The organism is Paracoccus contaminans (assembly GCF_002105555.1).
Classification (GTDB): domain Bacteria; phylum Pseudomonadota; class Alphaproteobacteria; order Rhodobacterales; family Rhodobacteraceae; genus Paracoccus; species Paracoccus contaminans.
Genome location: NZ_CP020612.1, coordinates 2733810 through 2758319, shown reverse-complemented (window position 1 = coordinate 2758319; position 24510 = coordinate 2733810). Strand labels below are relative to the sequence as shown.

Here is a 24510-nt window from a genome sequence, read left to right as displayed (position 1 = left end):
TGTCGGGTTCCTATCATGCTGCCTGTGGATCAAGGTCGTGCGGATGCGACCGTAACGGATAAGCACGGGTTGCGGTTTCACGGGCCTTGGGGCGTTACGCCCCCTGACAGCCGGCGGCCGCATCCATCATCGCGCAGGCACGGCCAGGGCTGCCGCCGCCGCCACCTGCCAGCCCAAGGCCCAGCGAAGCGCAGCGAGACGGCCCGGCCGGCATGGAATGCGGCAGGGGACCGGAACCCGGCTGGTCAGACCGGGGACGTTGCGCATCACGGGGCGGACGCGCGAGAGAGGCCGCGAGGCGGCCGAACGGGCTGATGACGCAGCGGCCCGGACGATACCCGCTTGCCCGCGCAGCGCGGTCCCGCCTCATGCGGTCCCGCATCAGCCGGGCGCGCACCAGCCGGCGCAGCGCCTGCGCCAGCGGCGCGGCAGCCATGCGATCGGGGGCGGCGGTGGCAGTCATCGGGTTGGGGTCGTCCATTGCGGCGCGTGCATCGGGCCGTGAGTGATCGGGAATCTCCGCAGGCGGACCTGCGGGGGGTGGATCGGGGCAAGGGCCGGTCGTTGCTGGCGACCCTGGCCCTGCCCCGTGAGAAAGGTCAGTAGTTCTGGCCGCCGCCGATGCCGTTCGACAGGTTGCCGAACATGCCGAACAGGTTCAGCGCGCCGGAAGCCACGCCCAGAACCGGGAAGGCGGTCTTGAGGATGCTGCCCAGGGGCGAGTTCATGATGCCCCGGAAGGCGTCCACGAGGCCGCCCAGCGCCTGGCCGATACCGCCCAGCGCCTTGCCGACGCCGCCAAGCGCCTTGCCGATACTATTCAGAAAGCTCATCTTCTTCTCCATGCTCAGGAATGATCGCCGCTGACCAATGCGACCGGTGCCTGCGGCTTTGCCCCGGTCTCGGCGCCGCCGCCCGCGGGGGGCGGCGCCATCTCGTCGCCGCCGTTGACCAGCGCATCGGCGAACCCTTCGGCATAGCCGCCGGTCCCCTGCAACTGCTCGGCCAACTGGCGGGCCTGTTCGTGTTCGTTCTGCAGCGTCTTGCACATGGCAAGCACCGCCCGGGCCTCGTCGCGCCCCTGCAGGGCAGACCCGATGATCTCGGTCAGCCGCCGGTCGGCCTCGGCGAACTCGCCGCGCGTCATCAGCAGCAGCGCCTGACCGATCGGGCCGGCGGCATATTGCGGCATCCATTCTGCGATCGCATCGAAGATCGGCTTCAGATCCGTGTCGATGCCCCGCATCAGGCCGGAATATCCCGCCTCGATCATCAGCTTCATGTCGGCGCGGTCGATCTGCATGGCACGCCCCTCCTCAGCCGGCATATTGCGGCAGGTCCGCGGCCAGCGATTCCAGCACGTCGCGCGCCTGGTCGGCGCGGGTCAGTGAATTTTCCGCGGCGTGGCGGATAGTCTGAAAGGCGCTTTCCGCATCGCCCTGGCCCAGGAGGTAAAGCCCGCGCCCGATCCCCGCCAACGCATCGCGCGGATAGGCCAGCGCCCAGGAGTCAAAGACCGGCAGCAGATGCGCCTCGACCCCGCGCTGGCCACACAGGATCGCCGTCGCCATCAGCAGGTGCAGATCATCGGTCTGGTCGGCAGGCACGGCAGAGGTCATCATCAGTCCTTTCGCGGGGCAGTCGGTTGAGGGGCGCCCCGATACTGGGGCAGGCCGGGATTGGTGACGGGGTCGGCGCCCTGGGGAACGGCCCAGGCGCCATAGCTGCCCGGCGCCCAGGAGCCGGGACGGCGCGCGGCCGATCCGGGGCCGCGGATGATGATGGGCAACTCCTGCGCCACGGGCGCCTTGTCGGCGGCCAGGGCGGCGATGGTCTGCTCTACCGTCTCGACATAGCCCGGGGGGGCCACGATGCGGATCATGTGCGAATCGGGTTCGGCCAGCATCGGATATTCGGTTGCGGTCAGGCCGACCGCCCGAAGGGCCTTGTCCAGATCGGCAGGGCGCACGCCAGCCAGAGGCAGAAGACGGCTGACCAGCGCCGGCCCCTCGACATGGACGGCCGCGCCATCGAACCACCAGGCGATGCGCCCCTCGTCCGCCAGGCGATCCAGCAGCCCGCGCACACTGCCATCGGCGTTCTGCACATCGGCGCGCCCGGTCAGCCCGTCGCCCACCACGACGGGCAGGCCGGTCCTGCGGCTCATCTCGTGCATCAGATCGGTCAGTGTCACGTCCTTGGCCTGATAGGGGAACGACTGCTCAAGCAGCAGCGCCCGGAATGTCTGATCCCCCGCCCCCTGCACCGGGGCGGGCAGAGCGGAAGATGCCCGGCCCAGCGCAATAACCAGTACCCCCGCCAGGCCCAGCACGCGCGTTCCACGCCCGGCCCGCGCAGCCGCAGGAGGCGCCAATCGGCTCCGCAGGGCAGCGGCCGGCTCGGGCTGGGGCCGGGCTGCCCTGGTCTGGGGGGGCAGCGCCCGCATTGCGTCGGTCATCTTCATCTCCGCCGCGCAACAAAAGGCGCGATTGAAACAGCAGCATGACAAAGACGCATTAACGGCGTGACTTTGCGCATCGGCAGATTTCCACCGATCACCTTTGCCGCCTGTCGGCAAACCGTCACATGCGCAGCCTAGCCCTCACGCGCACCCCAAGAACCGGAGAGCCGAGGATGTCCCTGCCGCGCATGATCCGCATGTCCCTGCCTGCCGCTGCGCTGGCGCTGCCCCTGCTTGCCCCGCTGCCTGCCCCATCGGCCCCGCCCGCGGCCGCGCAGGATGCAGCTGCCCGTGCCGGACAGCGAACCGTAGAATTGCCCATGGCAACCGCGGATGGCAGGACGAGCGGCGCGTCCGGCACCCCAGCAGGCGCGCCGCCGGTTTCCCGCAACGGCAAGGGCGTAGGCAGCGGGGGGGGCGATCTGGATGCCCTGGCGGCACAGGCTGGCGCGGCCATCGCGCGGCTGATCGGTTCGGCCGAACCCTATCCTGCCGAGGGCGCTGCGGGCGCGCCCGGTCCCGCCCCTTCCCCTCAGGGCGGCGAAACCCGGCTGGGGCAGGTGATGGCTGTCCTGTTCGACCGGCTGGCCGCCACGCGGCCGGACATGGTTCCGGCGATGCCCCGCGCCATCGCCCAGGGCGCGCGCCTTGCCCTGAGCGCCGAGCACCCCGCAACCCGCGCCATGATGGAGGATTTCACCCGCGAGGCGGTTGCCGAGGCCATCCAGATCGCTGGCATGGACGCCAGCACCCATCCGGTGCTGGCCAGCTGGGATCAGGCTGACCCCGTCCTGCGCAGGGATGGCGCGCTGGAGCTGACCGCGCGGGACGAGGCCGCCTTTGCCCGGCTGGCCAAGCGCGCCGGCTATCGCCCGACGCTGAAACCAGCAGCCTTCTGGGATGCCACGGAAGAGGCATCCCAGGATCGCGTGCAGCCGGCGCGGATGAATGCCTGGGCCGCGGGGGCCGAGGCGGCCTGGGACCGTCTCAATCCCAGCCAGCGCCGCCTGGCTGCCTCGGTTCTGGATGTCGAGGCAATGCCGCCGGCCGCGCTGATCCGCGCGGTCACGGGAACAGAGGACCTGCCCGGCTGGCTTGGCGGCATCGCCATTCCGCTGACCAAAGCCGAGGCCGCTGCCAATCCCGAGCTTGCGCGCTTTCTGCGCAAGGGGGCCTTTGCGGGGCCGTTGGCTGAGCTGCTGACCGCCAGGTCCATGGCGGGCAGCGCCGCCCCGGGCGCACCCGGTCTGACCGGCGGCGCCACGCAGTTGCAGCGGCTGAACAACTGGTCAGCCATGACGGGGGAAATGCACAGCTGGGAATCCTACCGCTACAGCACGCAAGGATGGTAGGCGCCTGATCGGCAGGAAACCCGCCTGCCCTGCCCCGAATACGGGGCGGGGGCTTACTGCCAGGTCTTGGTGCTGACCTCTTTTGCCGAAACGACCGTTCCGGCATCGTCAAAGCTGACCAGAAGCGCGGTGTATTCCCCGCCGAACAGGGTAGGCCCGGTCATATAGGCCCATGCCTTGTCGAAACGCTGGTCCGGCTCTCCCAGGCGGGCAAGCACGTCCGCCTGTGCGGTTCCGGCCGGAACCTGGGCCACCGCCGCCTCGACCATCGCGGCACGCGGGGCAGAGGCGTCGGGGCTTCCGGCCAGGGCTGCCCAGCCGTCGCGGTCAAAGCTGGCGGGTTCGGCCATGGCCTGTCCTCCGGTCAGGATCAGGGCGGCGAGCGCCCCTTTCATCGGGTTCATCTGTCGGCTCCTTCCAGTTGGCGGCCGCCGGCCGGACGAGGCAGGGACAGGCCGCTGGCAAGCGGGGCATCAAGCCGCGGCACGGCCCGGCTGTCCCGAAGGACAGCCGCCGGCGACCGCCCGCGCCCCTGCCCGGTCACGACCGGGTCGGGTCTGCCCGGTCGGGGTTGGGGGCAAGGCGGGGGTTCGGCTTGCCCTCGGCCGAGCCGGGACTGATGTTCCCATGCTGGCCCAGCGCAACCCGATCCGACCATGCCAGGTTCCCCGACTTGTCCACGACGACCAGATCGCCGCGATTGACAGCCGTGCGCACCAGTGCCTGCAGATCGGCGTCGGATGCATGCGGGTTCTGGAGGGCGATGCTGCGGCCGACTTCGTTGTTGTGCAGGTCCATCGCCTCGCGCGCGGCGGGGTTGCCGGGGGCCATCTCATGCGCGGTGGTGTATTCCTTCGTCCAGGACTGGCCGAAGGCCTGGGTCATCCGCGCGCTCCACAAGGCATGGCGATAGGCGTCGACATGGCCGTCATTGATGGGATCGCCCGCATTGGACCGATTGCCCGCCAGCTGCGGATAAGCGGCTATGGCGTCATTCCCCGTTTCCTGGGTGATCTTCATCCACTTCAGCTGATCCATGGGGTTGAGCCGGTCCAGCACCGCGGCCTCGGTCCCGTTGAAGCGGGTCCGGTCCAGCCGGTCCAGGTCGGTCTTGAGGTCGATGCCCAGCTTGCTTGCGGCTTCGGCCGCCACGTCGGCCAGAATACCGCCTGTGCCCTTCAGCAGATCGGGCTTCCATTTGCGCAGATCGGTATCGGACGCAACCTGGTTGCCTGAGAGGATGGTGCCCAGCGACGGACGGCCCGGCACGTCATTGGGGCCCACGCCCGCCGCGCCGGTGCCGGGAACAGCGCCGGGGGCCTGCTGGGCGGGCGCAGGGCCGCCCGCTGCCGGGGCGTCTGTCGGCCCGCTGGAGCGGGTTTCGACCGAGGCGGTGCCGGGCGTGCCCGGAACGGCCGGCGTGCCGGGGACGGCCCGTTCGACCGGCTTTGGCCCCTTGGCGGAATCGGGCACATAGACCGTGTCGCCCTTGAAGACCAGCGAGGGGTTGCGCAGATGCCCGCCATTGGCGGCCAGCGTCCTGTCGTAGTCCCAGCCGTGTTCCTTGGCGAGGTTCCACAGGTTGTCGTCCTTTTGGACGGTGATCCGGTCCATCCGGTTGTATTCGTTGCTGGGGTTGATCCGGCCCTGCTGGTCCATCGCGCCCTTTGCGGCGTCGTGGCGCACCAGCAGGTCCGATCGAACCCAGCCCTCGACAGGGCGGTCCTTCTCGTCGGTGCCGGTGACCTGCATCCAGCCGCGGCCTTCGCCATCCGTCTGGCGACCGCCCGCATCGCGCACAAAGCTGCCCGACTGGATCACCCCGAGGGATTCCCCGGCCGGGGCATTGCGGATCTGCGCCCCCACATAGGGCTGAACCGCATAGGTTTTGCCGTCATCGGCGGGCTCGGGGGGAATGTCCCGCGCGATGGTCGGGGGGGTGCCGGGCGTTCCGGGTGTTGCCGGCGTGCCGGCCTGCACGATCGCCTGGCGGCGCGCAACCACGTCATCAAGACCCGCAGCCAGGATCGCCGTGCCTTCGGCATCCGCAATCTTCAGGTCGATCTTGAAGCCAGGCTGCGTATCGGTGCCCGTCGCGCGCACGTCATCGGCCTGCAGCTCGATACGGGCGCCGGCCGCAGCAGCCGATCCCTTGAAATCGCCCTTGAACAGCCTGTCGGCCGCGCTGCGCAGGTTGTCAGGACGATCCAGGATCAGGCGTTCGGTCACGATGGTGCTGTCGCCGCGCGACAGATCCGTCAGGCTCTGGTCACGCCATTGCAGACGGTTTTCGACCGACACCCTGTCCAGCGTCATCTGCATCCGGTTCGAGCGGGCATCCGCCTCGGGCACCGGGCGTCCGCCCGCAGAAGCGGTCAGGTCCGTGCCGGCGGGGATGGAATAGCGCAGGCTGGCCGTCGTGGTGGCGTTCGCCAGCTCAAGCCGGTTGTCCGCCTTGATGGCCAGAACGCCGCCGGTCATCTGTTCCAGCTTGCGGGTGGCGCGTTCCTTGGCCGACAGGCGCAGGTTCTGCGACAACGAATAGGTCACCGACCCGTCCTTGCCCTCGGCCGGCATTTCGACACGGCGAGAGATGCGCTGGCTGCCGTCGACCCGGCCCTCAAGCGCGCCGTCGAGGAGCTTGAGATCGCCCTTGACCTCGGCCGCCAGTCGCCCGCGCGATCCGATGGTCTGCTCATAGGCGCTGACGTTCTTCTGAAGGAAATCGAGATCGTCCTGCTCGACCCCTGCGAACTTGCTCGCCAGCCGTCCGGGCGCCCCGTCATGGGTCAACGGGTTGGCGATGGGGTTTTCTCCGCCGCCCGAAAGCGTCCTGTCAGCGGCCTTCAACGGCAGCTTGACCGGCAGCGGCGCGCCCGAGGCTGCCATGTCCACCGCGTCATCCGCCATGTCCGCCAGTTGCAGGCGCTGCAGCGTGTCGGCGGCGCGGCGCGCATCGGCCTTGCTGGCAAAGGTCATCTCGACAGCATCAAAGGTCTGGCCGCCCAGTTCCGCCTTGAGCGTGGGATCGATCGCGCCCTTGCCCGCACCGCCCTTGACTGTGCTGGCACCGGCCTCGGCCGCCAGGGCGCCCAGGCTGTGCTTGTCATAGCGGACGGTATAGGTTGCCTTGGCATCGTCGTCGCCGTTCCGCGTGACGCTGATCTGCGCGCCCAGCTGGGCCTTGGGGCCGACCTTGATACCGCGCAGGTTCACCTGAGCCTTGACCTCGGGCGTGACGCGCAGGATGGCGCGGTCGCCGTCGCTGTTCAGCGCATCAATGCCTTTCTTCAGCCGGGCGCCGTCCAGCGTGCCTCGTGCCGCCTCGGGGATGCCCGACTGCGTTGCAGCCGCAGCCTTTGCCGCCGCAGGACGGGGCGCAGCCACATGGGCCGGTGCGCTGGCCGCCCGAGGATGGGCAGCAGCCGCCGGAGGATGGGCAGCGGGAGGCCGGGGTGGCAGCACCGGGCTGCGCGGGAAATGCGGAATGTGCAGGGGCTTGATCATGTCGCGCAGGCGGTCACGCAGCCGGTCCAGCATGTAGGTTCTCCTTGTCTCGGCCTTGCTGGCGTCTGGATAGGCAGGGCAAAGCAGGCACCTGCCCCGGTTCGGTGGCGAAAGCCTGATGCAAGATTGTGACGGCCGCGCAGCCAAGCTGCAGCAGTTGTGTGAACAGCTTGTGACGAACGCTTCACGCAATGGCCGCCAATGGGCTGGCGCCGACCGCGCAGGCGAACGGCCCTCGCGCTTGTGCCTGAAAATCCACATAAGGTCCTGCCGCTAGGCAGACCTCGGCCCGCCGCCTAGTGCGTCTGCATGACGGAATGAGGGGATCGGCCCTGCGCAGGAACGTTTGGATCGGCGGCTTCTGCCAAGCCCTTGGTCCGTCCCGATATTTCACCTTTCGTTCCCCGTCACTGCCCTGCCCTGCCCCGTGGGCAGCGCGCCTTGACCGATCACCGGGCATCCCGCGGCACAGCGGCCGGTGACGGTGGCGCGCGGCTGTCCGCTGCGGCTTATCCGCAAGTGGGGCCGGGGCGTGACATCCGCGCCGCTGCATGCCGATACGCCCTTGCCCTTGCGGCCTAACGCGGCGGCGCATAGATGAAGGCGGCATCAGCCAGAAGGACAGCCGCACATGGCCATGGAAGCGCACCAGATCGAAACACTGATCCAGGCTGCTTTCCCCAACGGCCGGGTGACGATTACCGATCTGGCGGGCGATGGAAACCACTTCGCCGCTGAGGTCATCGACGAAAGTTTTCGCGGTCTCAATCGCGTCCAGCAGCAGCGGCTCGTCTATGCCGCGCTGAACGGCATCATGGATGGGCCCAGCGGCGCGCTGCACGCGCTTGCATTGACCACCAAAGCGCCGGATTGATGGCCTTTTCCCCTTCCCTGCCGCATGATCGGCACCGTCAAACGGAACGCTTCTGCCATGACCGATACCCGCGTTGAAATCCAGGACCTGATCAATGAGAATGACGTCGTGCTGTTCATGAAAGGCACGCGTGAGGTTCCGCAATGCGGCTTTTCCAGCCGGGTAGCGGGGGTGTTGAACTATATGGGAGTCGCCTACCGCGACGTGAACGTTCTTTCCAGCGATGCGATGCGCCAGGGCATCAAGGACTTCTCGGACTGGCCCACCGTTCCCCAGCTTTACGTCAAGGGCGAATTCGTCGGCGGCTGCGATATCGTGACCGAGATGACCCTGTCGGGCGAGCTGGACCAGTTGTTCGACCGCGCGGGCGTCGCCTATGACAAGGCCGCCGCCGACAAGATCCGCGAAGCCAACAGCTGACGCGTCAGCCTGATCCATCATGGAAAAAGGGCCGCTGGATGCGGCCCTTTTGTCGTTGCGATGAATGATCAGCGATAACGGTCGCTGTCGTAATCATCCTCGTCATAGAAGTCCTCGGCATCATAGCCGGGGTAATCGTCCCGATGCCGCCATTGCTGGACCTTGCTTGCCAAGGCAATGCCGACAGCAAAGGCGCCAAGCAGCGGCGGAATGGTCACCGCATTCGAATCCTTGACCCGATCGATGGTATCCTGGGCCTCGGAAAAGAATTTCGGCGTCAGGCCGACCTTGCTGGCAGCCTCGCCCGCGACGTTGCGGGTAAAGCCCTGAACCCTGGCTTCGGCATCGCTTGCAAAGCGGCTGGCGCGGTCTGCAACATTCTCGACCAGCCCGCTGACCTTAGCCTCGACGGTGTCGACGACCTCGGTTGCCTTTCCGCGCGCCTTTTCAAGCGCTGCGTCTGTGGCAAGTGTTACCCTCGTCTCGACCTCGGCCTTCAGCTCTTCGGTAGTGGGCACCGGATGCGTCACTGCCTTGGACCGTGACAACAGGAACCCGGCGATCGCCACGAAGATGATGCCGATGGCAAGCGAGGCCCCGAGCGGGCCCCAGCCGAGATTGCGGGCAAGGAACGTCCACAGCGCGGCAAGCAGGAACCCTGCCCCGATGAGCGCGACGACGCCGGCTGCCGCCTTGAGAGCGACGCGGCGACCCGCGTCACTCAAGGCAAGCTGCATCTTGCGCGCGTAATCGAACATGCGATTAGCGGCGCGCGAGGATCAGGCCGACAAGGAAGCCGACGCCCGCGGCGATGCCGAGCGCCTGGGCAGGCTTGCGGCGGACCATGTCCGACAGCTCGTCATAGTAATCGCCCGCATACTGCGCAACCTCGTCAGCGCGGCGCTCGCCCTCACGATACAGGCGATCCGCCATCTCGGCGCCCTTCTCACGGACAGCGTCGACCTTTTCGCGCGCGGCATCGAGATATTCCGAGCCTTTCTCGCGCGCGGTATCAGCCAGGTCAGCAGCCGTGCTGCGCACGTCCGACGCGGTCTGCCGCAGCTTGTCGGCCGCTTCGTCGGTGGCGCCGCGCACGTCATTCGCCATCTTGTTCACGCCGGATTTCACGTCGTCGGCGGTCTTGTTGGCGGTGTCCTTGAGATCGTTCTTGAGATCCGAGGCGGTCTGGTTGTTGGCCATCGCTGCATCCTTTCAGGATTGTTGATGTGTGATGGCATCCAAACGGCTGCTGCGCCCTTTCGTTCCCTGCCACCCGGCGGAATCCGCATCCCCTGGCGTGCATGACGCGACGCGGGCCCACCACCGACGCGCGGGCCGTCTCGAGGCAGTGGGCGCCTCATGAGGCTGGGCGCGGCGCAACGTCTGACCAGAGCGACATAAGGTGACAGCGCCGCCGTGCGCCAGGCGTGCTCGCCCGTCATCCCGGCCCTGCCGTCCGGGATGACCGGGTCGCGGCCGCCCCCTCGCCCTTGGCCTGCATAGGGCAACAGTCGGCGGCCCGCTGCATTTTCTGCAAACAGGATGCGTCCTCAAGCCCTCAGGATGATGGCCGTGTTCCAGGGATCGCGGATGGTCAGGCCGTCATCGCCCTTACTGATCGCGATGCCAGCGCCTTGCGCGCGATCAGCAATGGCCCTCAGATCGGCAGCCTCGCGCAGGATGATTTCGATGGCGCCCAATCCGGCCGCTCCCTCGGCCCGCCTTTCGGCGCGGGGGCTGTTCCAGATATTGCCGGCAAGCTGGTGGTGATAGCCGCCGCTGCCGTAGAAACTGGCCCCCGTGTAACGCGCAGCGATATCGAGGCCGAGCACGGCCGAATAGAAGCGATCCGCCTCTGCCGTGTCGCCCACCTGAAGATGGACATGGCCGATCGTGCCTCCTTGGGGAAAACCCGACCATTCCGTTCCATCCGCGGCCCTCAACAGCGCCTGCATGTCAAGCGGATCGGTGGACATCCGGATTTCACCCGCAGGGCCATGCCAGCGCGCCACCGGGCGGTCGGCATAGACCTCGATCCCGTTGCCCTCGGGGTCGGCCAGATAGATCGCCTCGCTGACGATGTGATCCGACGCGCCCTGAAGCGGCACGCGCATTGCCGCCGCATGGGCCAGCCAGCGGCCCAGCTCGGCCCTTGAGGGCATCAGGAAGGCGGTGTGGAAAAGGCCCGCCTGCCGCCTGTCTCCGGGCGCCAGAGCCGGATCGCCGAGCAGGTCCAGCAGGGGCACCGTGCCCGTGCCAAGCGTGAGGCGCCCCTTGGAGGAGGCGAGCCGGGCAACGCGGTCGTGCGGGCTGACGGAATCGAGCATACCCTGTCCCCGGTCGATTTTGACAAGGCGCGCACGCTGGCGCTGCGGATCGACGAGGCCGCGAAGGCCTCACCGAAGGGGGCCAAGCCCAACCCGGCCGAGTTGCCCGCGCCGTCCATCGCCCCGGAGGGCGCGACCGATGCACAGGCAACCGACGCCCTACGGGCACATGCTGACGACGATCGACGCGGCGAGGGAACTGCGCCGGCTGGGCCTGCTGACGGAGCAGGAATGGCTGGGCCTGCGAATCTGGCTGGACAGCCGCCCGCAGACGAGAGTGGGCGAGGTGGTCCCGCCAGAGAGCCCGTCGCCGCACCTGTTGCCAGCTCTGCGCAAGGCGATGCTGGTGTCGCTGATGCCGGCGACGTGGACGGTGCAGTAAACCGCGCGACACACCCGCTGTCAGCGCCGCTGACCGCCGCCCGCGCGGCCGGCCCGGTCACGCACACCACCGCCAAGGGCAAGGTCAAGACCGGCTACGTCCTGCAGGGCGTGACGAAGGCCAAGGCCGATGAGATCGACCCCTACAGTTTCCGCAAGGACGGCGGCGTCTTCGTGAACGCCGACCGGGCCGACGAGTGGGAACGCACCGCCGCGCCGGCGGTTGAGCCTGAAGCCACAACCCCCGCGCCTGTCGCAACCGAGGACGCTGACAATGGACCCCGTGATCCGCAGTTTGATCGAGACGGTGCTGAACCGAGCGCAGCCCCCCAGCCCGCCGCAGTCCCGGAGTCGGTAAGCGGGCCGACGGCCCAGACCCAACAGAACGCGGCGAAAGTTGGAGGTCGGTCAGCGGACCAAAGCGCAGTTAAGACTGCCCCGCCTGTCCGCTCCGGTTCTGGTCGGGACTTTCTCGCCTCGCTGAACCGGGCGAAGGGCAAGGCAAAGGCCGCAATTCGGGACGCTGGAACAGCGGACTATCTCGCGCCCGGCAACATCATCGCCAGCTACGGCGGCGGCCATGACCGTGTGATTGCGTTCGACCCCGCCACCAAGGACATCACGGTGCAGGCGGTGAAGCGCGACGACACCGGCGGCTGGGTCGATGCCCCCGGCGAGGGGCAGCGCACGCACCGAACCCTGCCAGACGATCGCCAGCTCGCAAACGGCCCCGTGCAGCGCGCGGAACGTCCTGCCGGATCGCCCGAGGAAATCAGCCCGGCGCCCCAGCAGGTACAGGCCGAAACTGGCGATGACCAGGGCAATGTGCAAGAACTGCATACTGCGCAACCGACGGGCGAAATCACCCGCAAGCCGATCAAGCCCGGCAAGGCGATCACGGCGCGCGGGCGCGAGATCGCTGTCGAGTATGCGCTTGTCGAACTGGACGACCTGACCGCCTCGCAACTGGACGACGGCCGGGATAACCCGGCGTTCCCCCAGGAACTGCAGCCGCGCGACCGCAGCGGCAACCGCTCGCAGGAGCAGATCCGCAAGATCGCGGCCGACATTCGGCCCGAGCTGCTGGGCGAGAACCCGCAGGCCAGCGCCGGCGCCCCGATCGCCACGAAGGGCGGTGTGGTCATCAGCGGCAACGGCCGCACCTTGGCGCTGCGCCGCGCCTATGCCGAAGGCACCGCGGACGGCTATCGCGCATGGCTGAAATCCCAGGGGTACCCGGAAGGCGGCTTCAAGCGCCCGGTTCTGGTCCGCACCATCAACGAGGACATGGACACCGACACCCTCGCCGCGACCGCGCGCGAGGCGAACGAGCGCGACACCCAGGCCATGAGCGCCAGCGAGCAGGCCATGGCCGACGCCAAGGTGCTGTCGCCCGCGGTCCTCGATCTGTACCGCGGCGGTGAGGTCGATGCGGCCGGCAACCGTGACTTCGTGCGAGGTTTCCTCGGCCAAGTCGTGGCCCCGGCCGAGATGGGCAACCTGATCCGCGACGACGGGTCCATGACGCAGGACGCGGTGCGCCGCGTGCAGGCTGCGCTGCTGGCCCGGGCCTATGGCGACGCCGATCTGGTCAGCGCCGTCATGGAGGCGACGGACGGCAGCATCAAGGCGATCGGCGGCGCGCTGATGGATGTGGCGCCCCGCTGGGCGCAGATGCGCGACGCGGCCAAGGATTCCGCCATTGCGCCCGAGATGGACCAGACCGAGGCGCTGCTGGAAGCGGTTCGGATCGTGGACCGCGCCCGCCGGGCGGGCCGCAAGGTCGACGAGTTCGTCGGACAGGGCGACATGTTCTCGGGCGACGCCGTGTCGCCGATGGGCAAGGCGTTCCTCACGCTGATGTTCCGCGATGCGCCGGCATCGTATCGCACCGCGCGGGGCCGCGAGCGGCTGGCACGCGGGCTGATCCTTTTCGCCGATGAGGGGATGCGGAGCCAGCCCGGCACTGATATGCTGGGTGCAACGGCTGATCCGATCGGCGCTGCCGCCGGCGTGCGCCGCAAGCTGGTCGATGACGAAAGGAAGGCTGATGCAGTCCGAAAAGGGCAAGGTGGGCTATTCGCCGCTGGCGATGTCAGCGATGGCGCGGGTGATGGACAAGATGTCCCAGCAGGAGCCGGACCCGCAGGACCGGCAGAACCTGCAGACGCAGGCCGCCGCGATCCGCAAGCGGGTGAAGGCGGACAGCGCGAAGGGCTGACCACCGATTTCGTCCGCGCCCCGGATGGCAGTCTGTCCTTCGGTGAAATCACTGCGAAGATAGCAGAACGTATCGGCCGGCAGGGTGGCCATATCCGCCTGCGTAGCGGCGACCCCGCAAAGGGATTGCAGCACATCGAGCAGCGCCACGGAGAGCATATTCGAAGCCTTGGATACCCGAGCGTCGAGGCGTTCGTGTCGCAGGTCGGGCGTGGGTTTCAAGCCGTCTATGCGCGCCAAGGCCGGGCGCTTGATCCTGTGATGGACGATGGCAAAAAGGGGCTGCTGATTGTGCAGCTGGAACCTGACGCAAGCGGCGATTTCTACGATGTACGGACGGCCACCCCTATCCGGCGCGGTCAGTATGCCAAGAAGAAACCGCTCTGGGAGAGCGCCGGGCCCAGCGTCTCACCGATAGACGGCCCCCTTGATCCCAAGGGCCAGAACGGCACGGATAATGTAGGCGCGGAAGATGGGCAGGGCAAGACCTCGCCGCTCTCCACAGCCCCTGTCAACGCGGGCCCTGGCGCTATGGAGCAGCGCGACATTGACCGGCAGGTGCCGGATGAAGTCGTCGGCGCCGGGCAAAAGCCCGCGGTGAATCTGAACCCCGGCAAGGGGCAGGTATTCGCTCCGGCATTGGAAGGCAGCGCCGACGACTTCAATTTTGCGTTCGAGGATGCCTCTGTCAACGCCGAGCGCGGCGGTGTCGGCACCCGGACCCAAGGTCCGATGGGCGCGCGGGAGTCCCGCGTGGAGCCAGATATGGAACTCGGCGCCGACACCCTCAATATCGGCGTCCCCGATTCCGCCGTCAATAGCGATCCGCTGATGTATCCAGCGCCCAACCCCGAACCAGTTGCCACCCTGACTGGCAACGAACTTGGGCCGTGGGAGGATATGCTGCAGCTCAGCAAGAAGGCCGAATCCTGGTATCGGAAAAATCTGATCGGCACAGTCGCCGTGATGAAATCAACGGGCTGGCACGTTCAGTTTGGCCGCACCGGCAGCAAGAAGCTGGGGGGCAGGAAGGGGGACGTTATCCTGCGTGCCGTTCCCGCGTTGCGGCAAATGATCGAGGGGGCGAAACTGGTATCGACCCGCAGCGGTGAAAAACCTGGCACCGAACGGCAGACGTTCCACAAAGTCAGTGCCACCGTCTCGATCGACGGGCAGCCTTATCGCCTAATCGCCACGCTCCGAGAGGACGCCAACGGCACTTTCCACTATGACCTGTCCACGGATCGTGGCGATGCAGAAGGTGGAGCGGCTAATCGGGTAGCTGAAGCCCGGAGCGGCTCCACCTCTCGCCAAAGTGGCGATGGCGGGGTCAAGCAGCAGTCTGCTTCGATGGGCGGGCAAGCCGCTTACGGTCTGGAAGACAACCCCGTCGAGATCAATCTCGACATTGCGCCCGCTCCTGTCAACGCCCATTCGACCATCACCCCCGAGGCCGCGCGCCGGATCAACGCGGCGGCGGCCGAGGCGCTGGACCGGGCCGGGCTGCTGGGCAAGATCGGGCTGCGCGTCGAGGCTGGCCGTGTGACCGGCGCCGGCGGCACCTATGCGAAGGGCGTCATCTCGATCCTGCGCGACCGCGGGCGCGGCTGGCTGCACACGCTGGATCACGAGATGATCCATGCGCTGCGCGACGGGCAGCGATGGGGCGCGTCGCACGGCTTGTTCACGGCCGACGAATGGCGGGCCCTGGTGCAGGCGGCGCGGGCCGACGCCGATCTTATGGCGGCAGTGCGGGCGGCGTATCCCGACCTGGACGCAGCGGGTCAGATGGAGGAAGCGGTCGCCGAGATGTTCGCGGATTGGGCAGCCGGGCGGCGCGAGGTCGACGGCGGCCCGCTGCGGTCGGCGCTCGAGGCGATCCGGTCCTTCTTCCGGGCGGTCGCGTCGGCGCTGCGCGGCGAGGGCTTCGAGGACGCGGCGCGGGTCATGGAGCGCATCGCGCGCGGCGAGGTCGGCGGGCGCGGCCCGGGCGGGCCCGGCGGCGGCGGTGGGTATGATAGGCAGTCGCCGCGCCGCACGGAAAGGTCAACAGCCCGTCTCCGCGACTTGTGGGGGGATCGGTCTCCATCCCCCCGGCTCGGCACCCTGAACATGGACGCTGACCATGATTCCGTCAAGGATCAGCGCAAGCCATCCCTGACGGTGGCGGACGTGATCGCCGCGGCCAAACGCCCGGGCCACGCGCCGGAAAAGGCCGAGACTGGCGCAGCGGCAGAATGGGTAACCCGCGCTGCCGAAGATGCGGGCATCGACATGAGCGGGCTGCGTCACGTCATCGACGGGTCAGCCGTGCGCCATATCTTCGGTCGGCACGGCGGCGCGTCCAGCGAGGCCCGGCGCGGTCAGGTGGCGATCACCGAATCCGACATTGAGCAGATCGGCGCGATCATCGCCGACCCTGATGCTGTGGCGTTCGGAAGCAAAACCCGGATCGGCCGCGAAGCCATCACCTACATCAGGGAAATGCCCGACGGGACGGTTCTCTTGGTCGAAGAAATCCGCCAGTCCCGAGGGGAGGCGGCGGTCAACACGATGTGGAAGAAAGCGCCCGCCGCGAAAGATGCCTATGCGCTGAAGCGCATCCTTCTCTCTAACGTCCGAAACGACGGCGGGACTGTCGTCAAGGTATTCACCAAGGCCGAAGCCGTCAAGGAACAGCGCGACCTGTCCGAGGTCCGCGCCGCGCTGACCGCACGCGCCCGCAAGGCAGGTCAGGCGTTCGGATCGCAGGGATGGCGCAAGGGCGGCGAGTTCTGGTCGGACCTGCTGACCGACGCCATGGGCCGCTCGACGCGCTGGAACGTGCTGTCCCTGGTTCCGGGGCGACCGCTGTTCAAGGAGTTGGGCCGCAACCTGCTGGCCGCGCAGTCCTACATCGCCCACAAGGACGAGATGGACGCGCAGCGCACCGCCTGGCACGCCCGCGCGGCCGACACCGCGCAGGAATGGATGAAGCTGCGCCGCAAGGACGCTGACGGGAACCGGGCGTTTATGGACCTGCTGCATGAGGCGACCATCGCCCAGGTGGACCCGTCCAATCCGTTCGAGCCGCGCAACGTATCCATGGCTGACCCGGAAGGCGTGGCGCGCGAGGCGGCCCGCGCCCGCGCCCATGCCGACCTGTCGGCCCGGTTCAAGGCGCTGCCCGAGGGCTTCCGCGCGATGTGGGGCCGGGTCCGCGGGGACTATGACGCGATCGGCGATGCGTTCGAGGACGCGATCTTGAAGAACATCGAACTGGCGTCCGAGATCGCGGTGCGCCGGGCGCAGCGCGACCACGCCAAGGCGCTGCGCGAGATCGACGACGAGGGGCTGACCGGCGCGGAGCGGGACGCGGCGATTGCCGAGGCCGACGCGCGGCTGGCGAAGATCGAGCAGTCGGCCAAGGTCAACGGCCGGGCGCGGCTGCAGAAGCTGCGCGCCGTCTTCGAGGGGAACCGCCTGTCGGGCCCCTATGTGCCGCTGGCGCGTCACGGCCAGTTTTTCGTCACCGTGCGGGACGAGAACGGAAAGGTCGTGTCGTTCAGCCTGTTCGAGACGGCCGGGGCGCAGCGCGCTTTTGCGGCCGAGGCCGAGAAGACGGCACCGGGCCGGGTCCAGCATGGCGTCATGTCCGAGTCCGCGGACCTGCGGCGCCAGGTTGATCCGTCCTTCGTTGCCGATGTGGAAGGCATCCTCGCCGATACCGGCGCCAGCCCCGAGGTCATGGACGCGATCTGGCAGCGGTGGCTGGAAACCCTGCCCGATCAGTCGATCCGCAAGAGCAGCATCCACCGTAAGGGCCGCGCCGGCTACAGCACCGACGCGCTGCGGGCCTATGGCGACCACCTGTTCCACGGCGGGCACCAGCTGGCGAAGCTGCAATGGGGCCTGCGCCTCGAGGACGATCTGGACGAGGCGACCGAGGAAGCGAAGCGCCAGCCCGATCCGAACCGCGCCCAGGCGGTCGTGAACGAGATGCGCCAGCGGCACGCCTTCACGATGAACCCGCAGGGATCGCCCCTGATCGCCGCGGCATCGGGTATGGCGTTCACGCTGCAACTGGCAGCCTCGCCGGCGGCGGCGCTGGTCAACATCACGCAGACCACCGTGGTCGGCGCGCCGATGCTGGCAGCCCGGTTCCAGAAGGCCGGCGTGCCCGGCGTGGCCCGGCACCTGATGCGCGCGATGCGGGATTTCACGCGGGCGAAGGGCTATCTCGAGAACAGCAACGTGCTGACCGGCGACGAGAAGGCCGCGCTGGACGAGGCTTTGCGGCGCGGTGTGATCGACCGGACGCAGGCGCATAGCCTGGCCGAGATCGCCGACCATGGCGTCAGCCACAGCCCGGCACGGGATCAGGTGCAGCGTGCCCTGGGCTTCTTCTTCCACCACGCGGAAAGGATGAACCGCGAGGTCACGTTCGTGGCGGCCTATCGCCTCGGGCGCGAGGACGGGCTCACGCACGCTGCGGCGATCGACGCGGCGACGGACGCGACATGGGCGGCGCACTTCGACGCGCAGAACAACTCGCGCCCGCGCTTCATGCAAAATGACCTGGGCAAGCTGCTGACGACCTTCCGCAGCTTCCAGGTCAACATGCTCTATCGCCTGTTCCGCGACCTGCATCAGACGTTCAACGGCGCGACGCCGGAGCTGCGGCGCGAGGCGCGGTTGCAGGCGGTCGGCATCACGCTGTCCATGTTCGCGCACGCCGGGATACGCGGGGTCTGGGGCTATGCGCTGCTGACCACGCTGCTGTCGATGTTCCTGCCGGGTGACGACGACGACCTGGACGCATGGCTGCAGGACGCGCTGCTGTTCGAGGGGGATAGCCTGCCGACCACGGCCTGGAACTTCGCCATGGGCGCGGTGCTGAACGGCGTGCCGGGCCAGGTGACGGGCGTCGACCTGACCAACCGGATCGGGATGCCCGAACTCTGGCTGCGCGAGCAGCGCGACGGGATCAAGGCCGACGAGGCGGGCTGGCAGTACGTCAAGGACGCGCTCGGGCCCACGATCGGCTGGATGGCGGCCAGCGTCCCCATGGGGCTGTCCGACATTGCCGAGGGCGAATACTGGCGCGGTACCGAACGGATCATGCCGAAGGCCGTGCGTGACCCGATGAAGGCGGCGCGCTATGCGTGGGAAGGCGTGCAGACCAAGGACGGCGACATCATCCTTGAGAATGTATCGCCACTGAACGTCTTGCAGCAGTCGCTGGGCTTCACGCCAGCGGCGGTAGCGGAGCGGTACGAGCAGGCGAACATGCTGCGGAAGGGGCAGGCCGAGATCAACACCCGGCGCCAGCGCCTGCACAAGCGCGCGGTGGACGCGATCAAGGCGGGTGAGCCTATCCCGGCAAAAGTCATCGACGAGATCATGGCTTTCAACCGCGATGTGCCCGAGTGGCCGATCACGTCCGAGACGATCCGGGCCAGCTGGCGCGGGCGCGAGCGGGCCGCCGAGCGGGCGCAGATCGGGGTCAACCTGAACCCGAGGCTGACCGAACGGCTGACGGCATCCCTGCCCAAGCCCGTGCCGACGTTCTAGGCGCGGGCCGCGGCCGGTGCTATAAGGGCGGAAACTGCGGCATAGGACGTGCCGCCTCACCAGATGAGGCGCGCACCATGGCTCGTGAAATCCCCCTGATGGTCAGCACCGGCTATCCGAGCCCGGTTGCGAACGACTTGGCGCGGATCTCCGCAGATGCCATCGCGGCCAGAGAACGTGCAGAGGCAGCGAGCGATGCAGCCAAGGCGCTGGTCGTGAACCAGGACGCGCGACTGGCTGCCATCGAGCCGAACGTGCGCCCGACGCACCGGCAGTACGGCTATGGGGACGACCTCACCCTGACCCCTGCTGACGACTGGAAGACCATCATCGAGGTGTATGACGGCAATGGGGTCATCACGCTGGCAGATGGCGATTATGTCGCCACGCGCAAGCTGACGCCCAAGGGACGGCTGATCCAGATTACGGGCGCCACCCTCGGGGGCGCGCGGGTCACGGCATCATGGTCCCTGGGGGCGGGCACGCGCTCGGTATGGACGGGTTGGAACTGGATTATCCCGGCCGATGCCTCGCTGTCCGTCCGGGCCACCCAAGCCGCGCTGTCGATGACCGATATGGTCGTGGACGGGTCCAGTCTCGGCCTGTCGGGGGTCCAACTGTTCCAGATGATCGGCGGCGATCTGTCCTTTACGGCATCGGCGCGGGATTTCGAGGTCCGGCTGGGGCCGGGCATCACGGCTGGCATCGGCATCGACCGGGGCAGCTTGAAGGTCGCCGGGAACACTACGGCCGCGCGCGTCAAAATACTGGATGACGGCTCGTCCAACCAGCGCAACTGCATCGCGCTGAACCAGGGGTCGAGCATCGAAGGTTCCGGCCTGCACATCATCAACACCGCAGGGAACAAGAACGGTATCGGCATCTTGGCCCGCCGTGCGGCGACGATCTCGATCCAGGACGCCAGCTCCGACAACCGTTTCGAGGGCCTCTATCGGGGCATCATCGTGCGACAGAAGGCGACGGCGCATATCGCCGGGGCCTTGTTCAAATCCTGCCGCGAGGCCGCGCGCCGCATGGAAGGCGGTCAGGTGTTCTATGACCCGACCTCGGTTTCCTTCAGCGGGTGTGATGCGCTGCTGGGTGACACGAATCCGACAGATGGCGTCGAGCTTGAACTTGGCGATATTACCGTCACGCCGACCTCGGACTGGCAGAGCATCATCGAGTCGTATCAGGGAACCGGCACGATCTGGCTGGCAGATGGGACATATACGGCCACCCGGCGGTTGAAGCCGCGCGGCAAGCCGTTCCTGCGGGGCGTGACGCTCGGCGGGGCGACGATCAACGCAAATTGGGAGTTCCTGCAGGGGACCGGCGCGCGGCTATGGGAGATCAACCTGGTCCCGCAGGACGAGGCCGATCTGTGGCTCCGCGCCACCATGGCCTATGTCGATTTCCGGGACGTGACCATTGGGGCTGCGAACGTCCGGTTCACGATGGCGCAGTTCGCCTCCTGCGCCTTCTCGGACATTCGCTTCGCCGCTGTTCTGCGCGACCTCAACATCGACCTCGGGCAGAACATCGGGGAGGGATGGGACTTCGACAGCAATACCAACGTGAAGGTGGCGGCCAATACCACCGACAAGCGGGTGCGGTTGCTGAACCGCGTGCCGGCCGGCAGCCAGAGGCAGTTCTGGGTTTTCGATCAGAGCCGCATGATCTGTGACGGGCTGAACATCCTGAACCCGCTCAACGTCGTGGGCGGCATCGGCATCTCTGCCCGCCGCCATACGATGCTGACGTTCCAGCAGTCCGAAGCGGCCGTTGACGGGCCGCACAACAGGATCACCGGGCAGGTGCGCGCGATGATCCTTCGCCAGAACAGCGCGGCCAGCTTTCAGGGCACCGAGATCAAGGGTAACGACCGCGGCATCCAGACGCAGGACGGCGGGGTTTTCACCTACGGCGGTTCCGGCCTCGATCTGTCGGGCAACACCGTGGATCACGACAACATCAATGCCAGCACCGGGGTTACGCAATACGGCCTCGCTCGGCCCATGATGCTTGCTTTCACCAGCGGCAGCACAACCATCCCTGCAGGCTCGACGTGGTATCTCGGCCTTTCCTACGCCGGGCCGGGCCTGACCTTCGCTCGCATTCGCATCCCCCGAAATGGCGTTCTTCGCAACCTGTCCGTCAGATCGTCCCTCGGCCCAGGGGCCGGGCAGACGTTCACGGCGACGGTATTTCGCTCAAGTGCTGACACCGCGCTGTCCGCTACGATTGCGGACAGCGCGACCGGCGGCGAGGACTTGGTGAACTTCGCCAAGGTGAACGCCGGCGATGTCATCTGCATCAAGATCGTGACCTCCGCAGGCGCTGCGGCGAGAGGGTTCAATGCAACCCTAGATCTTGAATGAACTGGATGCAGGCTCGCGCTGGCAACTGGAAAGCAAGCCCAGATGCCGCTATAGTGCCTGCAAAGCGGCCATAGGACGTGCCCGCCCATCGCAATGTTGTCGAAGGGTCAAGCCATGTCCGACCACCCCATCACGTCCAACGATTTCACCGCGATCCCGGCGCCGGGTGTGCCCTGCAAGCTGCAGGTCCATGATGCGCCGATCTATATCACCTTCACCCCTGCCGGGACCGTCACGCGCGGCCACCGTTATGAGCCGGGCGACGTGATCCCGCTCGGCGCTTCCGACGCCCCGCGGGTCCGCAAGGCGATCGCCGATGCCGCGCTGGTGGTGATCGAGGTTTTCGGCTGATGCGCTGGCGCACGATGCCGCGCCCCGTCTATCGGGGCGGTCCTGCCGGCGCGTTCGGCTTTCTTGGGCAGGTCGCCGCCCCTCCACCCCCGCCGCCGGGGGCGGCTGCGACCATCCTCCGACTGGACACCCCTCCCACGCTGCTCACCGACTTCACCATCGACAGCGCGTCAGCCAACGCAATCTCCCTCTCCAGCACAAGCACCCAGCGCCGCGTGATTTCCTAGGCGTTGCCCCTCAAAGCTGGGGACGTTGTGCAGTTCACCTACACCTGCGACGCTCCGCTCCATTGCCGGACTTCGGATACCACCGACCTACTGACCGGCACCAACACACTCATCCCTGGTGTGGCCGCGACATCCCCGACCAGCATTTCCTTCACCCTCACCAGAGACGCACCATACTTCGGCTTCCTCCTGGGCTACGGCCCATCGGCGGCAATATCCATCACCGGCTTCACCATCACCCGGCAAGCGGCGACCGACCCTATCGCCGCCCTCTACGGAACCGGGATGGGCCAGATCCCGATGGACCTGCGGATCGAGAACGCCGTGCTGGATGGCTCGGGCAATATCGCCAGAGTAACCAACAAGGGCGGCGCGGGTGCGATGTTCGATGCGGTTCTGGGGGGCACCCTGACGCCGCCCGATACCAGCGCGGGCAGCGCAGCTATCGGGATCGGCTCGAACTGGATGGACCTGAGCACCCCGGCCAACCTGTGCGGGGTGCGCCTGTTCGTGCTGGCGCGACGGACTGCCACGGGGCAGGCATATTTCGCGGGGGCGCTGGCCAACGCCGCTGGCGACGGGGCGGCGCAGTTCGTCCTGCGGTATCTGCACACGGCCGCGCCGGACGGGACGCTGACCACAACCCTCAGCGGCGTTCCGACGCCCCCGCCCGGCTCGATCCCGCGCGGCGTCAACGTCTGGTCCCTGATCGAACTCGAAATCCTGCCGGCACAGACCCGGCTGTGGTATAACGGCATGGAAGTGGCGCCGGGCGCTGGACAACCGGCAGCGTCGCCCCTCTACGTCAAGACCATCGGCGCGCACCCCAACAAGACTTCCACGCCGGCATGGACGGGGCAGATCGACGCTATCGTGTCGCTCATCACGGACGGGACGCAGGACGCAAGGGCGGATACTATCCGCCAGGCGCTTTTGGCCCGCCGCGCGACGGCGCGGGTATGACGGCCATGAAGCCCGGGGGCGCGCTGCGCCGCCTGATCCGCACGATCCTGACGCCATCGGAGCGCGCATAGCCGTAGGCTGTTCTCTGGATTTCGCCTTCCGGTAGTGATATGGTGATGACCATGCGGCCATAGGACGTGCCCGCCTTCATTCGTGAGGCGCACCCTATGGCCGATTTCCTGCGCGACCTGCTGACCGCAGAAGACCATGCTGCCCCCTATGTGTGGGCGGCCGTGGCGCTGGCGCACGCGATGATCGGGGCGTGCCTGATGACCTGCGCCGCGCTGCTGGCCTCTCTGGTCCTGTCTGATGCCGTCCTGGGGCTGGCGCTGGTCGCGGTAGGATATTCGATCTGGGAACTTCTGCAGGCTGTCGCCGGCGGCCCGCCGCTCGACGGCCTGCTGGATTGGCTGTGCGTCATGCTGGGCGCGGCCATGGTCGCCGCCGTCTGGGAACGGCGCGTCGCCTCTGGCGCGGCTTCGGTGATCGGGCTGTGGGCTGTGGTCGCCGCCGGGGTCCGACAGCGGATCGGGGGGCGATGATGGAGGCCGCGCTGACCACGCTGGTCGCCGAGATACTGAAACAGGGCGTGCTGGCCTGCCTCGCTGCATATTTCTACCTGTCCCGCGAGTCCGAGCGGAAAGACCGCCGCGCGACCGAGCAGGTCGCCACCGAGCTGCTGATGAAGGTCAAGGACCAGCATCACGAGGTCCGCATGGGCGACGTGACTCGCACCTACGAGGTCATGCAGGCCAACGCCAAGATGATCGAGGCGCACACCGCGCAGCAGGCGCAGCTGACAGCCGAGATCCGCGAGTTGGCGCAGGAAGTGCGGCGGCGCCCATGCCTCGACGGGGGGAAGTGATGGCGTGGCGCTGGTTCTCCCGCACCCCAAACCCCAGCGATGCAATCGCCGCGATGGAACAGATTGCCAACAGCCCGGAGCGAGCCTCGGCGACCGAAGCCCAGATCCGCGCGCGACGGGCGCAGGCGAGCCTTCTGGAAATGATGAACTTGGTTGTGGCCTCGACGGCGCGGCCGGAAGGAGGGCGAGATGATCGCTAACGAGGTATCGGCGGCGGTCAACATCGGCCTGGCGCTGGCCGCCATTGCCGCCATGCGCGCCTATTGGCCCCGTGCGCCGCTGCATCCCGGTCATGGGCCGGGCCGCACGTTCTATTTCGCTTTCCTGCTGCTGGGCGTGTCCGTCGCCATGAACGCCGCTGCCTGGGGATTGTGGCGCATCGGCACGTCGGGCGGATTCTGGTGGGCCGAGCCCATGCGGACCTGGTTCGCATGGGGCGACATTCTCTGGAAAGGCACCAGCGCGGCCGGGTTCCTGCTGCTGCTGCGCGCCAAGCTGGACGCACTCGATGAAGACGAGCGCCCCAACTGGAACATGCTGACCATCGCCTTCCACCCGAACAGCGACGCGCTGTTCGTGCGCATCTGCGGCGCTCTGCAGCGTCGATCATTCACGAAGCGAGGCTGAC

General features: G+C 67.6%; 21 protein-coding genes. 12 read left to right on the top strand and 9 right to left on the bottom strand.

All coding sequences use genetic code 11. From position 1 onward, the window contains the following. Nucleotides 1-599 precede the first annotated feature (599 nt). From B0A89_RS13160 to B0A89_RS13145, 4 genes are read right to left on the bottom strand one after another with little or no spacing between them, the layout of a single operon-like run. Nucleotides 600-833, bottom strand: a complete 234-nt coding sequence (locus B0A89_RS13160) for a hypothetical protein (protein ID WP_157115350.1) — start codon at nucleotides 831-833, stop codon at nucleotides 600-602. 14 nt (nucleotides 834-847) lie between these two features. Then, the gene (locus tag B0A89_RS13155) at nucleotides 848-1303 is read right to left on the bottom strand and encodes a hypothetical protein (RefSeq protein ID WP_085378500.1); all 456 of its coding nucleotides are present in this window, start codon (nucleotides 1301-1303) and stop codon (nucleotides 848-850) included. 13 nt (nucleotides 1304-1316) lie between these two features. Beyond that, a complete protein-coding gene (locus B0A89_RS13150; protein WP_085378499.1) occupies nucleotides 1317-1619 on the bottom strand; it encodes a hypothetical protein in 303 nt (100 codons plus the stop codon). 2 nt (nucleotides 1620-1621) lie between these two features. Continuing rightward, nucleotides 1622-2464 (bottom strand): hypothetical protein, encoded by an 843-nt coding sequence (locus B0A89_RS13145; RefSeq protein WP_169712171.1) that lies wholly within the window; start codon nucleotides 2462-2464, stop codon nucleotides 1622-1624. A gap of 317 nt (nucleotides 2465-2781) precedes the next feature. Between B0A89_RS13145 and B0A89_RS13140 the strand changes: the two genes are divergently transcribed. Then, nucleotides 2782-3813 carry a hypothetical protein gene (locus B0A89_RS13140; protein ID WP_157115348.1) on the top strand — a complete coding sequence of 344 codons (1032 nt, stop codon included), beginning with the start codon at nucleotides 2782-2784 and terminating at the stop codon, nucleotides 3811-3813. A gap of 53 nt (nucleotides 3814-3866) precedes the next feature. Here the strand turns inward: B0A89_RS13140 and B0A89_RS13135 are convergent, their stop codons facing one another. Both B0A89_RS13135 and B0A89_RS13130 read right to left on the bottom strand, forming a co-directional pair. After that, nucleotides 3867-4217, bottom strand: coding sequence for a hypothetical protein (locus B0A89_RS13135; protein WP_085378496.1), 351 nt, complete (start codon nucleotides 4215-4217; stop codon nucleotides 3867-3869). Between the two features lie 136 nt (nucleotides 4218-4353). Further along, nucleotides 4354-7353 (bottom strand): LysM peptidoglycan-binding domain-containing protein, encoded by a 3000-nt coding sequence (locus B0A89_RS13130; RefSeq protein ID WP_085378495.1) that lies wholly within the window; start codon nucleotides 7351-7353, stop codon nucleotides 4354-4356. A 598-nt stretch (nucleotides 7354-7951) separates the two neighbouring features. Between B0A89_RS13130 and B0A89_RS13125 the strand changes: the two genes are divergently transcribed. Both B0A89_RS13125 and grxD read left to right on the top strand, forming a co-directional pair. Continuing rightward, nucleotides 7952-8194 (top strand): BolA/IbaG family iron-sulfur metabolism protein, encoded by a 243-nt coding sequence (locus tag B0A89_RS13125; protein WP_085378494.1) that lies wholly within the window; start codon nucleotides 7952-7954, stop codon nucleotides 8192-8194. 57 nt (nucleotides 8195-8251) lie between these two features. Further along, nucleotides 8252-8614 (top strand): Grx4 family monothiol glutaredoxin, encoded by a 363-nt coding sequence (gene grxD, locus B0A89_RS13120; RefSeq protein ID WP_085378933.1) that lies wholly within the window; start codon nucleotides 8252-8254, stop codon nucleotides 8612-8614. A gap of 68 nt (nucleotides 8615-8682) precedes the next feature. On the opposite strand, the gene B0A89_RS13115 is transcribed toward grxD, so the two are convergent. The 3 genes from B0A89_RS13115 to B0A89_RS13105 all read right to left on the bottom strand — a co-directional run bounded on the left by B0A89_RS13115 (nucleotide 8683) and on the right by B0A89_RS13105 (nucleotide 10941). Next, nucleotides 8683-9372, bottom strand: coding sequence for a phage holin family protein (locus tag B0A89_RS13115; protein ID WP_157115347.1), 690 nt, complete (start codon nucleotides 9370-9372; stop codon nucleotides 8683-8685). 4 nt (nucleotides 9373-9376) lie between these two features. Beyond that, on the bottom strand, nucleotides 9377-9814 hold the full coding sequence (locus B0A89_RS13110) for an ElaB/YgaM/YqjD family protein (RefSeq protein WP_085378492.1): 438 nt from the start codon (nucleotides 9812-9814) through the stop codon (nucleotides 9377-9379). Between the two features lie 350 nt (nucleotides 9815-10164). Continuing rightward, complete coding sequence (locus tag B0A89_RS13105; protein WP_085378491.1) at nucleotides 10165-10941, bottom strand: VOC family protein; 777 nt, start codon at nucleotides 10939-10941, stop codon at nucleotides 10165-10167. A 169-nt stretch (nucleotides 10942-11110) separates the two neighbouring features. On the opposite strand from B0A89_RS13105, the gene B0A89_RS13100 reads away from it, so the two are divergent. The 9 genes from B0A89_RS13100 to B0A89_RS13065 all read left to right on the top strand — a co-directional run bounded on the left by B0A89_RS13100 (nucleotide 11111) and on the right by B0A89_RS13065 (nucleotide 24509). After that, nucleotides 11111-11323, top strand: a complete 213-nt coding sequence (locus tag B0A89_RS13100; protein WP_157115346.1) for a hypothetical protein — start codon at nucleotides 11111-11113, stop codon at nucleotides 11321-11323. Continuing rightward, nucleotides 11308-19095, top strand: a complete 7788-nt coding sequence (locus tag B0A89_RS13095; RefSeq protein WP_085378489.1) for a PLxRFG domain-containing protein — start codon at nucleotides 11308-11310, stop codon at nucleotides 19093-19095. The genes B0A89_RS13100 and B0A89_RS13095 overlap by 16 nt, the downstream gene beginning before the upstream one ends. Before the next feature lie 77 nt (nucleotides 19096-19172). Beyond that, complete coding sequence (locus B0A89_RS13090; protein WP_157115345.1) at nucleotides 19173-21476, top strand: hypothetical protein; 2304 nt, start codon at nucleotides 19173-19175, stop codon at nucleotides 21474-21476. A gap of 114 nt (nucleotides 21477-21590) precedes the next feature. Next, nucleotides 21591-21827 carry a hypothetical protein gene (locus tag B0A89_RS13085; protein WP_085378487.1) on the top strand — a complete coding sequence of 79 codons (237 nt, stop codon included), beginning with the start codon at nucleotides 21591-21593 and terminating at the stop codon, nucleotides 21825-21827. 347 nt (nucleotides 21828-22174) lie between these two features. Then, the gene (locus B0A89_RS13080) at nucleotides 22175-23017 is read left to right on the top strand and encodes a hypothetical protein (protein ID WP_157115344.1); all 843 of its coding nucleotides are present in this window, start codon (nucleotides 22175-22177) and stop codon (nucleotides 23015-23017) included. 167 nt (nucleotides 23018-23184) lie between these two features. Beyond that, nucleotides 23185-23559 (top strand): hypothetical protein, encoded by a 375-nt coding sequence (locus tag B0A89_RS13075; RefSeq protein WP_085378485.1) that lies wholly within the window; start codon nucleotides 23185-23187, stop codon nucleotides 23557-23559. Then, complete coding sequence (locus B0A89_RS13070; protein ID WP_085378484.1) at nucleotides 23556-23882, top strand: hypothetical protein; 327 nt, start codon at nucleotides 23556-23558, stop codon at nucleotides 23880-23882. Before B0A89_RS13075 ends, B0A89_RS13070 begins: the two co-directional genes overlap by 4 nt. Next, a complete protein-coding gene (locus tag B0A89_RS14760; protein ID WP_157115343.1) occupies nucleotides 23882-24082 on the top strand; it encodes a hypothetical protein in 201 nt (66 codons plus the stop codon). The genes B0A89_RS13070 and B0A89_RS14760 overlap by 1 nt, the downstream gene beginning before the upstream one ends. Beyond that, nucleotides 24072-24509, top strand: a complete 438-nt coding sequence (locus B0A89_RS13065; protein WP_085378483.1) for a hypothetical protein — start codon at nucleotides 24072-24074, stop codon at nucleotides 24507-24509. The genes B0A89_RS14760 and B0A89_RS13065 overlap by 11 nt, the downstream gene beginning before the upstream one ends. Nucleotide 24510: the final 1 nt, after the last annotated feature.

Coding starts and splice junctions, on each gene's coding strand:
- B0A89_RS13160 (WP_157115350.1), bottom strand. CDS start 833: ATGAGCTTTCTGAATAGTATCGGCAAGGCGCTTGGCGGCGTCGGCAAG.
- B0A89_RS13155 (WP_085378500.1), bottom strand. CDS start 1,303: ATGCAGATCGACCGCGCCGACATGAAGCTGATGATCGAGGCGGGATAT.
- B0A89_RS13150 (WP_085378499.1), bottom strand. CDS start 1,619: ATGACCTCTGCCGTGCCTGCCGACCAGACCGATGATCTGCACCTGCTG.
- B0A89_RS13145 (WP_169712171.1), bottom strand. CDS start 2,464: ATGAAGATGACCGACGCAATGCGGGCGCTGCCCCCCCAGACCAGGGCA.
- B0A89_RS13140 (WP_157115348.1), top strand. CDS start 2,782: ATGGCAACCGCGGATGGCAGGACGAGCGGCGCGTCCGGCACCCCAGCA.
- B0A89_RS13135 (WP_085378496.1), bottom strand. CDS start 4,217: ATGAACCCGATGAAAGGGGCGCTCGCCGCCCTGATCCTGACCGGAGGA.
- B0A89_RS13130 (WP_085378495.1), bottom strand. CDS start 7,353: ATGCTGGACCGGCTGCGTGACCGCCTGCGCGACATGATCAAGCCCCTG.
- B0A89_RS13125 (WP_085378494.1), top strand. CDS start 7,952: ATGGCCATGGAAGCGCACCAGATCGAAACACTGATCCAGGCTGCTTTC.
- grxD (WP_085378933.1), top strand. CDS start 8,252: ATGACCGATACCCGCGTTGAAATCCAGGACCTGATCAATGAGAATGAC.
- B0A89_RS13115 (WP_157115347.1), bottom strand. CDS start 9,372: ATGTTCGATTACGCGCGCAAGATGCAGCTTGCCTTGAGTGACGCGGGT.
- B0A89_RS13110 (WP_085378492.1), bottom strand. CDS start 9,814: ATGGCCAACAACCAGACCGCCTCGGATCTCAAGAACGATCTCAAGGAC.
- B0A89_RS13105 (WP_085378491.1), bottom strand. CDS start 10,941: ATGCTCGATTCCGTCAGCCCGCACGACCGCGTTGCCCGGCTCGCCTCC.
- B0A89_RS13100 (WP_157115346.1), top strand. CDS start 11,111: ATGCTGACGACGATCGACGCGGCGAGGGAACTGCGCCGGCTGGGCCTG.
- B0A89_RS13090 (WP_157115345.1), top strand. CDS start 19,173: ATGGCTCGTGAAATCCCCCTGATGGTCAGCACCGGCTATCCGAGCCCG.
- B0A89_RS13085 (WP_085378487.1), top strand. CDS start 21,591: ATGTCCGACCACCCCATCACGTCCAACGATTTCACCGCGATCCCGGCG.
- B0A89_RS13075 (WP_085378485.1), top strand. CDS start 23,185: ATGGCCGATTTCCTGCGCGACCTGCTGACCGCAGAAGACCATGCTGCC.
- B0A89_RS13070 (WP_085378484.1), top strand. CDS start 23,556: ATGATGGAGGCCGCGCTGACCACGCTGGTCGCCGAGATACTGAAACAG.
- B0A89_RS14760 (WP_157115343.1), top strand. CDS start 23,882: ATGGCGTGGCGCTGGTTCTCCCGCACCCCAAACCCCAGCGATGCAATC.
- B0A89_RS13065 (WP_085378483.1), top strand. CDS start 24,072: ATGATCGCTAACGAGGTATCGGCGGCGGTCAACATCGGCCTGGCGCTG.